We start from the raw sequence: 12,537 nt of genomic DNA, 5'->3' as shown, positions 1-12,537 counted from the left end.
ATTTTTTTAAGATCTAATTGCCCACTTGGCAAATAAATGATTCTGGTGTGAAGAACACCTCACGCAAAACGACACCGCTCCTCTACCGACAAAGTCCCTCCACAAACGAATACCGCAAGCCGATGAATCTCGAAGAAGAAGAGTTAAACCCTGCATAATGCAGCCCGAGTAGGGGTTTAATTCGAAAAAAACCTTCAAGCTCGGGTTGCAATGGCGGTAAACATGAAAAGGTTTCTGATTCTTGCGCTGGCGTTAAGCGCTCTCTCTTCAGAGCTAATGTCCAACGATCTCTCTTGGAACTCTCCGGTCACGGTCTCAACTGCAGGCGTCGATGCTAGCGATCCAAACATCGTGATGGATCCTAGTGGCAATGCAACAGCAGCTTGGGTTGAAGGTGGATTTGTCAAAGCCAGCTCACAGCCTGTGGGCGGAAGCTGGAGCGCACTCACAACGCTTTCTGGTTCTGGAGCGTCTCTTCCAAAATTAGGAATTGATACAGCCGGGAATGTCACTGCAATCTGGCTTGAAGGCGGAATTGTTAAAACTGCAGCTCTGCCTTTTGGCGGAAGCTGGAGCGTTGCAAGCAACGTCTCTGGAATCATAGGAGCGGCATCTGATCCTCGTCTTGCTGTGGATAGCTCAGGAAACGCAGTAGCTGCCTGGGTTAAGGGAGGCCTCATTGAGGTTTCAAAAAAGCCATTCGGCGGAAGCTGGAGCCTTGTGAATACTTTTTCTTTAAATCCGGCTTCAGATAATCCCAAAGTAGCAATTGGCGGCGGAAGAGCTCTTGTAACATGGCATGCAGTCTCTAGTGGACAGGATCAGATTCTCGCATCGACATCGACGGTTGCGGGCAGCTGGGGAACAGTTCAAAATCTCATTTTTGCAGCAACTGCAGGGCATAATCACAACTATCCTCGCGGAGCGATGGATACATCAGGAAATGCACGCGTGATCTGGTTTAGATCGGATCTCTCTGGATCGGACTATATCAACGATGTCGTTATAAGCTCATCTCTGCTTAGCGGAGCTGCGAGTTGGGATACTCCCGTTCAGCTCTCAAATGTAGGGATGCGTAATCCCTCAGAGCTGATCAACCGCATCGCTTTTGATCAGAATGGCAATGCAATTGCTGTCTGGACCTCATCCACAGATGGTTCGACTTTTAACGTTGAATCGACTGTAGTGCAGCATGGGGGAGTTTTAAACAACTCTACTCAAGTTGCAGGGAATAACAAATATGCATTTTCTGCCGATCTTGCAGTTAACAGTTTGGGTTGCGCGCTAATCCCTGTAATGGTTTTTGATGGAACGAATTCATCTATTTTTGCTCAAGAAACGGATTTTGGTGGTTTTGAAGTTAACGTTTTTACCGATTCAGCCCTGATTTCTACAGGAGCTGATAATGCATATCCTCGCGCTGCGACGGGATACTCTGCCGGCACAGTCAATGCTGCGGTGGCTTGGATTAATTTCGATGGGGCGCATAAAGTCATACAAATTGCTACCGGAACAAAACCGATTGTTGCACCACCAACAGGTCTTGGTGTAGTACAAGGCAGCAGTAATTTTGGAGTGTTTACAGAGTATTACAATACATTCACTTGGACTGCAAGTACCGATCCAAATCTAACTGGCTATGTCTTTTATCGAGATGGCGTGCTGTTTGCAACTGCGGGACCTACTGATACACAAATAGTAGATCATAATAGGGTCCAGAATGGAGCTGTGACCTACAGTATAGCGGCCTTCGATAATAGGCTTATACAAAGCCCAATTGTTAGCGTTAGCTTCCCTTAAAAAAGGAGGAAGATTTTGAATCCGGTGGAGCTTAATAGCTCCGCCGGTCTTGTCCTTGTCGATCTTGAAAAACAAGATTAAGATCGCAAGCAAGCTGAAGGTTTTTATTTCAAAAACAAAGGTTGAACGATGAAAAAACTATTTACTCTCTTTTTCACGATACTCTCTCTTTCTCAGCTGATGGCTGATGATATCGTCTGGACATTTCCTCCCACCACTCTTTCGACAGCAACAGTGAACTCTTCAGATCCACAAATTGCGATCGATGCAAATGGCGATCTTGTTGCTGCATGGGTGGAAAATGGTTTTATTAAAGCTAGCACAAAAACTGTAAGTGGAAGTTGGGTAGCGCCTGTGACCCTCTCTGCTACAGGGGCCTCTTCTCCAAGGATCACTGCAGACTTGAGTGGAAATGCTGCCGCGATCTGGCTGGAAGGTGGAGTGGTTAAAGGGGCTACGAAGCCTTTTGCAGGAAGCTGGACGAGCTCTACCACTCTATCTTCAACGACTGCAACATCTCCAAGCCTCGCAGTCGACGCAGCTGGAGATGTAGTAGCGGTGTGGGCAAGAGGGGCAAATATTGAATCTTCAACAAAACTCTTTGGAGCCGCTTGGCAGGCAAAGGTGCAAATCACAAGTGCAGCAGCTGCAGCTCCTCATGTTGCAATTGGAGGATCTGGTGCAAATACAAGAGCGGTAGTTGTCTGGCAGGGAACATCAAGCGGAGCAAATGTTGTATTTGCTTCCTCTAAACTGATCTCTGGATCTTGGAGCGCGCAACAGGTGATCTCAGATATAAACCACAGTGCAGGATATGCGCATGTTGCTCTTGATGCGAGTGCAAATGCCACTGCTGTCTGGTATGAGTATAACCTGACAGGATCGATCTATTCGCAAGTTACTGCCCAAGCTGCGACGAGAGATGCAGCGACTGGAGTTTGGAGCCCAGCGGTTGCTATCTCCTCTCCTGGAGCTTTCAATCCTGCGAATCTGGTTGCTCGTGTAAGTTATGATGCAAATGGCAATGCTATTGCGATCTGGAACAACTCTTTTGATGGCGCAACTTTTACTATCCAATCAGCGGTAAAACCAGTGCGAGAAGACTGGAGCACACCCGTTGAAGTAGTAAATAATCTCTACGCGTATGAGGTGGATTTGGCCGTTAGCTCATTGGGAGACGCAATCGCCTCTTACATGTTCTATAACGGCTCCTCTCTGCTCGTACAATCCACAGAGATAAACTTCTCCGGCTTCCTAGAGAACGCCTGGGCAGTTCCTATCAACCTCTCTTCCGGAACCAACAACGGGTTTCCTCGCCTGGCTGCCACTCTCACAGGAAATGTGATCAATGCAGCTGCAGTCTGGATCAACTCAAATAGCCATACGACTATCCAGGCAGCAACAGGAACGAAAGCGGTTGTGCTTCCTCCTTCAGGGCTATCTGTAACTCAGAGCGTCAATAACTTTGGCGTCTTTAATGAGTATTACAACACTCTGAGCTGGACCGCTAGCACCGATCCAGATCTCGTTGGCTACGCTATTTTCCGCAATGGCGTATTCTTCGAAACAGTGGGTGCAACGGTTGTGAGCATCGTCGATCACAACAAAGCTCAAAACGGACCTGTGACTTATGGTGTGGCGGCTATCAATAGCCAAAACTCCCAGAGCCGCGTGGTTAACGTCAGCTTTCCTTAAACTGAAACAAACAGTTTTGTGAATTGCAAAGGCGCCTCCCTTCGGAGGCGCTTTTTATTTTTTTGGAAATTCTCAGAAAAGGTCCCTCTCTTCCTCTGTGATCTTCGTGATCTCTGTGGTAGAAAAATCTTCTGTTTTGATACGGAAAGCTGAGCATTTTTTAAAACATAAAATCATAAAATTATTAAGATTTTCTACCACAGAGATCACGAAGATCACAGAGGAAGAAAGAGAAAAGAGCTTATCTCACTAGTTAAAGAATCTCCTCTTTTTAGAAAGGAGTTCTTTAAAATAGTGGGATAGGTTCATAGGTTTATAACCGTTTGATGATGGTCATGAATGCGGCAATACCAGTGGTTGAGCCGTCAGTGGAGTTCATATTTAAGGTGTTAACATCGTTGCGCAGAACAAGAGTAGATCCGCCTGGAGTTGTGAGGTTGATGATAGTAGTAAGTCCAAATGGGAATCCAGGTCCACCTGTGCAAGCGTTGGTGAGTCGCTGGTTATTTGGAGCAGAAGCAGCGCCATTTATTCGTATAGAAATACTAGACTGTGTGTTGACGCCTACCTGCGGTATGATACCCCAAGTAATTTGATAATAACCCACATCAGCAATATTTATTCGAGTGCCTGCGCCGCCGCCGAGAGGTGTTATCGATATTTTTGATCCTACGGGCTGATTGGTAATTTGTGAAAACGGAATGGCATTGCCAGCAGTCACGACTATTGGAGCCGCTGCGTTTCCAGTACCCGGAACGAAAATCCATGCAAAATCATATGACAAGCTTCCTTGGGGTCCCGTGGGTCCCGTTGGACCCGTTGCGCCGGTGCGGCCCGTAGGTCCAGTCGGACCGGTCGCGCCTGTTGGCCCCGTGGGGCCCGTAGGTCCAGTAGGTCCAGTCGGACCTGTTGCTCCCGTGGGCCCCGTTGCACCAGTTGCTCCCGTCGGGCCTGTTGGCCCCGTGGGACCCGTTGCTCCTGTTGGACCTGTTGCGCCGGTGCGTCCAGTTGGCCCAGTAGGGCCTGTTGCTCCAGTAGGTCCAGTCGGACCTGTCGGGCCCGTTGCGCCGGTTGGCCCAGTTGCTCCAGTAGGTCCCGTTGCTCCTGTTGGACCTGTTGCGCCGGTGCGTCCAGTTGGCCCGGTAGGGCCAGTTGTTCCCTTAGGTCCAGTCGGACCCGTTGCCCCTGTTGGTCCAGTCGGACCTGTTGCTCCTGTTGGACCTGTTGCGCCAGTAGCTCCGGTAGGACCTGTTGCGCCAGTAGGTCCAGTTGGTCCTGTCGGTCCAGTAGGGCCTGTGGCTCCGGTTGGCCCCGTCGGACCGGTTGCGCCAGTAGGTCCAGTTGGTCCTGTTGTACCGGTAGGCCCCGTCGGACCGGTTGCCCCAGTAGGTCCAGTTGGACCTGTCGCTCCAGTAGGTCCAGTTGGACCTGTCGGACCAGTAGGTCCAGTTGGACCTGTCGCTCCAGTAGGTCCAGTTGGACCTGTCGGACCAGTTGCTCCAGTAGCGCCTGTCGCTCCAGTTGGACCTGTCGGACCAGTTGCTCCAGTAGCGCCTGTCGCTCCAGTTGGACCCGTTGCCCCAGTAGGTCCAGTGGGACCCGTTGAACCGGTAGGACCAGTCGCACCAGTAGCGCCTGTCGCTCCAGTTGGCCCCGTTACCCCAGTAGGACCCGTTGCACCGGTAGGACCGGTTGCCCCAGTAGGTCCAGTTGGTCCTGTTGTACCAGTAGGCCCCGTCGGACCGGTTGCCCCAGTAGGTCCGGTTGGACCTGTTGCACCAGTAGGTCCAGTAGCGCCTGTCGCTCCAGTCGATCCCGTTGCTCCAGTAGGTCCAGTGGGACCCGTTGCACCCGTCGGTCCAGTTGGACCAGTGGGGCCGGTCGGACCCGTTGCACCGGTAGGACCCGTTGCACCAGTAGCGCCTATCGTTCCAGTTGGCCCCGTTGCGCCAGTAGGTCCAGTGGGACCCGTTGCTCCTGTGGGTCCAGTCGGACCAGTAGGTCCAGTGGGACCCGTTGCACCGGTAGGTCCAGTCGCACCAGTAGGCCCCGTCGGACCGGTTGCGCCAGTAGGTCCAGTTGGGCCGGTCGGACCAGTAGGTCCAGTGGGACCCGTCGCGCCCGTCGGTCCAGTAGGACCAGTAGGTCCAGTGGGTCCAGTCGGACCAGTCGGACCCGTTGCTCCTGTAGCTCCAGTCGGACCAGTGGGTCCAGTCGGACCAGTCGGACCCGTTGCTCCTGTAGCTCCAGTCGGACCAGTAGGTCCAGTGGAACCCGTTGCTCCAGTCGGACCAGTTGGACCAGTTGCACCAGTGGCTCCAGTGGAACCTGTTGCTCCAGTCGGACCAGTTGGACCAGTGGGGCCGGTCGGACCCGTTGTTCCCGTGGGGCCAGTCGCGCCAGTTGGGCCGGTCGGACCCGTTGCTCCGGTGGGACCTGTCGCTCCTGTGGCCCCAGTGACTCCAGTGGGACCCGTTGCTCCGGTGGGGCCAGTGGCTCCTGTTGGACCCGTTGCTCCCGTAGCTCCAGTTGCACCTGTGCCCCCAGTGGGACCCGTTGCTCCGGTGGGACCTGTCGCTCCCGTCGGTCCAGTTGAGCCTGTGGCCCCTGTCGAACCAGTCGGGCCCGTTGCGCCTGTCGGGCCTATATCCCCTGTTGGACCAGTTGGGCCCGTTGCACCTGTTGGTCCCGTCGCCCCAAGAGGTCCATCTAGTCCCGTTGCTCCCGTAGCACCTGTAGGCCCTGTAGGACCAGTGACTCCGGTAGGACCCGTTGGTCCGCTGGATCCAGTTGCTCCGGTTGAGCCCGTAGGTCCCGTCGGTCCGGTGGCCCCCGTCGGTCCAATTGAGCCTGTTGAGCCTGTTGGTCCCGTCGGGCCAGTTGCCCCAGTGGGCCCATCAAGCCCCGCTGCTCCTGTTGGGCCTGTGGCTCCGGTCGGACCAGTTGGACCTGTTGCACCATTAGATCCGGTCGCACCAGCAGCTCCCGTCGGACCTGTTGGACCAGTTGCTCCTGTCTCTCCTATAGCAACCATTGGGCCTGTTGAGCCAGTCGCGCCTGTTGGTCCCGTCACGCCAGTAGGACCCTTCGAACCGGCAGCTCCTGCAGACCCCGTTGCTCCAGTTGGGCCTGTGGGTCCTGTCGCTCCCACGTGCCCCATCTCGCCTGTCGGTCCAGTTTGCCCCGGCCCTCCCCCGCCTGTGCAACCAGAGCACGTCCCAGTTGGTCCGACTGGTCCAACAGGACCTGGTGGTCCTTGGATGGGACGCTTGGGACAGTTGGAGCACTCTCCTTTGGCAACAAGGATGTGTCCAGGTGGAACAAGTCTGTCGTAATTTGTGAGATGGTGCAAAGGATCATCGTTTGCATCAGCGCTGATGAGAGAAGGAAGAGAGGCTAAAGCTGCAAATAGATATAGAGTTGATCTTTTCATTTATTGCAATTTGACGATGGTCATATATGCACAAACACCGGAGGTTGAAGTGTCGGTGGTATTTAGAGTTGCGTTGGTGCCATCGTTGCGTAGAAGAAGAGTAGATCCACCGGGATTTGTGAGTGCGATGATGTTAGTAAGCCCTGCCATTGTTCGGTTTCCTCCGGCCATTGTTTGGGTGACCTGCTGGTCGGCTTGCGCAACGCCATTTACTAACAAGGTGAACTTGAGGTTTGTTATGTTGGTGTTATTTTGCACACCCCAGCTAACCTGATAAAAACCCACATCATTAATAACTATTTGAGTGCCAGTAGGAGCGCCGAGCTGGTTTAGCGATATTTTAGATCCTGGAGGCTGATTGGCAATTTGTGAAAACGGAACGCTTGTGGGGTTGCCCGCCCCACCTACAAGTGTGTTTGTTCCACCAGGTTGAAAAATCCAGGCAAAGTCAAATAACATGGTACCCCGAGGACCTGTAGGCCCAGTGGGACCCGTCGGGCCTGTAGGTCCTGTTGGGCCAGTTGCGCCAGTAGGTCCAGTTGGGCCTGTCGCACCGGTTGGTCCCGTCGGACCAGTTGCTCCTGTAGGCCCTGTCCGACCTGTAGGCCCCGTTGGACCAGTTGCTCCCGTTGGCCCCGTCGGACCTGTTGGTCCAGTAGGCCCTGTCGCACCTGTGGGTCCGGTCGGGCCAGTGGCTCCTGTTGGTCCAGTAGGCCCTGTCGCACCTGTGGGTCCAGTCGGGCCAGTTGCGCCTGTTGGTCCAGTAGGCCCCGTCGGACCTGTTGGTCCAGTAGGCCCTGTCGAACCTGTAGGTCCAGTCGGGCCAGTGGCTCCCGTTGCTCCTGTCGGACCAGTCGCACCAGTCGGACCTGTTGCTCCCGTAGGACCTGTTGCTCCCGTAGGACCTGTTGCTCCCGTAGGACCTGTCGCACCCGTGGGTCCAGTCGGGCCAGTTGCGCCTGTAGGCCCTGTCGGGCCAGTGGCTCCTGTTGCTCCAGTCGGTCCAGTAGGACCTGTCGCACCTGTGGGTCCAGTTGCGCCTGTAGGCCCCGTCGGGCCAGTGGCTCCTGTTGCTCCTGTCGGTCCAGTAGGACCTGTCGCACCTGTGGGTCCAGTCGGGCCAGTTGCACCTGTGGGTCCAGTAGGCCCTGTCGCACCTGTAGGTCCAGTCGGGCCAGTTGCGCCTGTAGGCCCCGTCGGTCCAGTGGCTCCTGTTGCTCCTGTCGGTCCAGTGGCTCCTGTTGCTCCTGTCGGTCCAGTAGGCCCTGTCGCACCTGTGGGTCCAGTCGGGCCAGTTGCGCCTGTAGGCCCCGTTGGGCCAGTAGACCCTGTTGCTCCCGTAGGACCTGTCGCACCTGTGGGTCCAGTCGGGCCAGTTGCGCCTGTAGGCCCCGTTGGACCAGTAGACCCTGTTGCTCCCGTAGGACCTGTCGCACCTGTGGGTCCAGTCGGGCCAGTTGCGCCTGTAGGCCCCGTAGGGCCGGTTGCACCAGTAGGACCTGTTGCGCCTGTAGGACCTGTTGCACCTGTGGGTCCAGTTGCGCCTGTAGGCCCCGTCGGTCCAGTGGCTCCTGTTGTTCCTGTCGGTCCAGTAGGACCCGTCGCACCTGTGGGTCCAGTCGGACCCGTGTCTCCCGTAGGACCCGTTGGGCCCGTTGCTCCCGTCGGGCCGGTTGCACCAGTAGGTCCAATAGGACCTGTTGCTCCCGTCGGGCCGGTTGCACCAGTAGGACCTGTCGCACCTGTGGGTCCAGTCGGGCCAGTTGCGCCTGTAGGCCCCGTTGGGCCAGTTGCGCCTGTGGGTCCAGTCGGGCCAGTTGCGCCTGTAGGCCCCGTTGGACCAGTAGACCCTGTTGCTCCTGTAGGACCTGTCGCTCCCGTCGGTCCCGTTGGACCAGTTGGTCCTGTGGCCCCCGTCGGACCAGTTGGTCCTGCATCACCCGTTGCGCCAGTTGGCCCTGTCGCACCCGTAGGTCCAGTAGGACCTGTTGCTCCGGTAGGGCCCGTTGCACCAGTGGGTCCGGTTGCGCCTGTTGCTCCCGTCGGGCCGGTTGCACCAGTAGGACCTGTCGCACCTGTCGGACCTGTTGCTCCAGTGGGACCTGTCGCTCCAGTTGGCCCTGTCGCTCCCGTAGGTCCAGTCGGGCCGGTCGCACCGGTAGGTCCAGTCGAACCTGTTACTCCAGTAGGACCTGTTGCTCCTGCCGGACCAGTTGGACCAGTGGGGCCCGTGGCCCCCGTCGGACCAGTTGGGCCCGTATCACCTGTTGCACCAGTGGGTCCGGTTGCGCCTGTTGCTCCCGTCGGGCCGGTTGCACCAGTAGGACCTGTTGCTCCCGTCGGGCCGGTTGCACCAGTAGGACCTGTCGCACCGGTCGGACCAGTTGGCCCAGTCGCCCCGGTAGGTCCCGTTTCCCCCATCGCTCCAGTGGGACCTGTCGCACCTGTGGGTCCCGTTGGTCCGGTTGCACCGGTTGGACCTGTTGCTCCCGTCGGTCCCGTTGGCCCAGTGGGGCCTGTGGCCCCCGTCGCACCAGTTGGGCCCGTATCACCTGTTGGACCAGTCGGTCCAGTTGGCCCAGTAGGTCCGGTCGCACCTGTAGGTCCTGTCGACCCCATTAGACCAGTGGGGCCTGTAGGTCCAGTCGGTCCGGTCGGACCCGTTGGGCCTGTATCACCCGTTGCTCCCGTCGGTCCAGTTGGCCCAGCAGGCCCAGTCGCACCTGTAGGTCCTGTCGGTCCGGTTGGACCAGTGGGGCCTGTAGCACCTGCTACGCCTGTCGCTCCTGTTGGGCCGGTCGAACCAGTCGGTCCAGTCGGTCCGGTTGCTCCCAGAGGGCCCGTTGCTCCGGTTGGTCCAGTGGGACCTGTAGGTCCTGTTGTTCCCGTTCCTCCACCTGTACAGCTCGAGGAAGGGCCAGTTGGTCCTGTGGGACCAACAGGTCCCGGCGGTCCTTGGATGGGACGCTTGGGACAGTCGGAGCACTCTCCCTTGGCGACGAGGATCTGTCCAGGCGGAACTAGTCTGTCGTAATTTGTGAGGTAGCGCAAAGCATCATCGTTTGCATCTGCGCTGATGAGAGAAGGAAGAGAAGTTAAAGCTGCAAAAAGATAGCGAACGAAGAGAGCCCTCTTCCCAGATCTTGGGAATTTATTGACCCGTCGGGTAAATAATATTCGTCTTTTCATATCTGGAAAAAGCAAACGCGATGGAGAAATCGTAATAGAACTTTTTTACATCTTTTTTCGATTGGACTCAACGAAAAAATAACATGATCCGCATCAAGAGCTTGCTCACTTCTATTTTGCGTTGTAAACCAAGAGTACAGGATAAAGAAGATCGCCCTTAAAACTGGGCGGCAGGATGTGCAGGATAAGAGAAAATCATTATCCTCAATATCCTGCCGCTCCATTGAAATGGAGCGATCCTATCAGCGAAGCGGATCCTGTTTTCTTTGGATCTCTCTGGTTATCGAGCTGTTGCGGGCAAAACGCGGATTCGCGTAGTCTTCATGCGTGAAAACAATTATCGCTGCGCTACTTCTATTCTGCTGGATGCCGCTGGCTCACTGCTTGTATCAGGGAAATCCCGCTCTTCCAAAATGCCCTGAAGAGGGCTTCTTCCTTGCGAAAGAGGCGGAGCTCGGCTTGCGTTTGGGATACGAGGGAGATTTTGTCTGGAATCGCAAGATGAGTGGAGCTGAGAAGTTTCAGATCCTTGAAAACTTTGGCACAGCGACTGCTACTCTTTTCGATCGTCTGGATCTCTATGTCAGCGGGGGAAGTTTTTCTGCAGAAATCCGCAAGCAGAGCAGGATGCGGCGGCTAGAGTTTAATACGCATGCAGGGGCGGCGTGGAAGGTGGGCGCGCGGGGGGTGATTTACGAGTATGGAAATACCTTCCTCTCGCTTAGCGCCAGCTATCTGCAGGCGCATCCCTCGCTAAAAGAGGTCTCTCTGAATGGAACGCCTCTTGCAAGAAAAGGCGCTAAGCTCTTTTATCACGAGATAGGGGCGGGTCTGGGAGTTGCGCATAAGATCGATATCTTTGTGCCTTATGTTGGCATAGAGGGCTCCTATGCGAGAAGCCGGCTCGAGCATCTGAAGCAGATTGGAGAGAGCAGCATTAAACTGCATAGCCGCTCTCCCGTCGGTCTGTTTCTAGGCTGCGGATTCTCTCCCGGAATAAAAGTGATTGTCAATATCGAGGTGCGTCTTGTCGATGAGCAGGCCATTACACTCGCAGGCGACCTCAAGTTTTAGGTCGGATTCTTTTTCTTTGAAAAAAATGGCTTCTCTCTCTGAGAATGTCTCCTTCTATTCCACGCATCAAGGGCATCAAGGAGAATTTCGATGAAAATGTTAGAGCGTCTACTTCCGTTTTTTTGTGCAGCTACTCTTTTCACTGCAACGGTAGAGGCGGATACGATCGATCAGGGCGGTGCTGGAGGAGATATCGACGCTAGAGAGATCCAGGCTCTTCGCGAGTGGATCAACACGAAGCGTCAAGTTACCGTTAAGGAGAAGGGTGGTTCGCTTGCGATCAGCGGCGAGGTACGCACCGAGATGCAGGCGGCATACGAGACGGTAAATGGAGAGAGTCAGCGCGGCGCAAGGACTCCATTTGGAGTTCCTCACGAGGTGTTCGACGTCGAAGTCAATCTGATGTTCGACTATCGCACCGATCGCTCGTGGGCATCTGTGAAGCTCGAATTCGATAACAACGCCGGTATTTTTGGTGGAACTCTCAACAGATTGAAGCTTGAAAGAGCCTATTTTGGCGTGAGACTCATGGAGCTTAGCTCTGTGATTGTCGACGTTGAACTGGGCCGCAGAAGAATGAACTCCTTCCTCGACTCCAAACTTGAGGGAGACTCTTTCTTCGATGGAATCTTTCTTAAATACGATCAAGCTTTTGAGACGATTGCAGACTTCTACATTCACGCGGGTCCATTCTTAATCGATGAGCGCGCATATCAGTATGGCTACCTGGGCGAGATCGGACTTCTAGATGTGGCAGACACCGGCTTCTACACCAAATACCTACTTATCGACTGGAAGACGAAGCATTTCGAAGATCCAATTAAAAATGAGCGCTTTAACTTCATCGTCTCACAGCTGCTCTTTGGATATAAGTTTCTTCCTCCAACATTCCAAAAAATTGTTGTTCTCTACGCAGCAGGCCTATGGAACCACACCGCTAAGAAACTCAAAGTTACCAACCATAGACGCGCAAACTGGGGCGCATATACAGGCCTTTCTATCGGTGAGCTAAAGAAAAAGGGAGACTGGGCTCTCGATACAAGCTACCAGGTTGCAGCGGCTCAGGTTGTTCCCGACTTTGATGCAGCGGGGCTTGGCATTGGAAATACAGCAGGCGCGGGTCTTTATAACACTAAAGTCGATGGCACAGGTGTTGCGACTACACGTAAAAATGCGGCTGGGAATAACAACTACCAGGGCTACAACATTACCTTCGAGTATCTCCTCACAAACAACCTCGTTCTTTTCCAGAGCTGGACGCAGTCCTTCACTCTGGATGATTCGATAGGGCCTACTCGCCGTTACAAGCAGTACGAGATAGAATTCAACTACGCCTTCTAGGAAGA

The 12,537-nt window shown here is 54.7% G+C and carries 6 protein-coding genes; 4 read left to right on the top strand and 2 right to left on the bottom strand.

Annotated elements, in window-relative coordinates:
* Window positions 1-222 precede the first annotated feature (222 nt).
* Both HYX48_00325 and HYX48_00320 read left to right on the top strand, forming a co-directional pair.
* The gene (locus HYX48_00325; protein MBI2742348.1) at window positions 223-1,800 is read left to right on the top strand and encodes a hypothetical protein; all 1,578 of its coding nucleotides are present in this window, start codon (window positions 223-225) and stop codon (window positions 1,798-1,800) included.
* 129 nt (window positions 1,801-1,929) lie between these two features.
* Window positions 1,930-3,495: a hypothetical protein gene (locus HYX48_00320; GenBank protein ID MBI2742347.1), complete on the top strand. Its 1,566-nt coding sequence runs from the start codon at window positions 1,930-1,932 to the stop codon at window positions 3,493-3,495.
* A 313-nt stretch (window positions 3,496-3,808) separates the two neighbouring features.
* Here HYX48_00320 and HYX48_00315 read toward each other — a convergent pair whose 3' ends face one another.
* Together HYX48_00315 and HYX48_00310 are read right to left on the bottom strand one after the other, a co-directional pair.
* A complete protein-coding gene (locus tag HYX48_00315; protein ID MBI2742346.1) occupies window positions 3,809-6,928 on the bottom strand; it encodes a collagen-like protein in 3,120 nt (1,039 codons plus the stop codon).
* Complete coding sequence (locus tag HYX48_00310; protein ID MBI2742345.1) at window positions 6,929-10,117, bottom strand: hypothetical protein; 3,189 nt, start codon at window positions 10,115-10,117, stop codon at window positions 6,929-6,931.
* A 327-nt stretch (window positions 10,118-10,444) separates the two neighbouring features.
* Between HYX48_00310 and HYX48_00305 the strand changes: the two genes are divergently transcribed.
* Both HYX48_00305 and HYX48_00300 read left to right on the top strand, forming a co-directional pair.
* Entirely contained in the window at window positions 10,445-11,191 is a 747-nt protein-coding gene (locus HYX48_00305) for a hypothetical protein (GenBank protein ID MBI2742344.1), read from the top strand.
* Window positions 11,192-11,281: 90 nt separating this feature from the next.
* Complete coding sequence (locus HYX48_00300; protein ID MBI2742343.1) at window positions 11,282-12,532, top strand: hypothetical protein; 1,251 nt, start codon at window positions 11,282-11,284, stop codon at window positions 12,530-12,532.
* Window positions 12,533-12,537 lie beyond the last annotated feature (5 nt).

The sequence above is a fragment of the Chlamydiales bacterium genome (genome assembly GCA_016185065.1).
GTDB lineage: Bacteria > Chlamydiota > Chlamydiia > Chlamydiales > Rhabdochlamydiaceae.
This window is presented reverse-complemented; position numbering and strand designations above follow the sequence as displayed.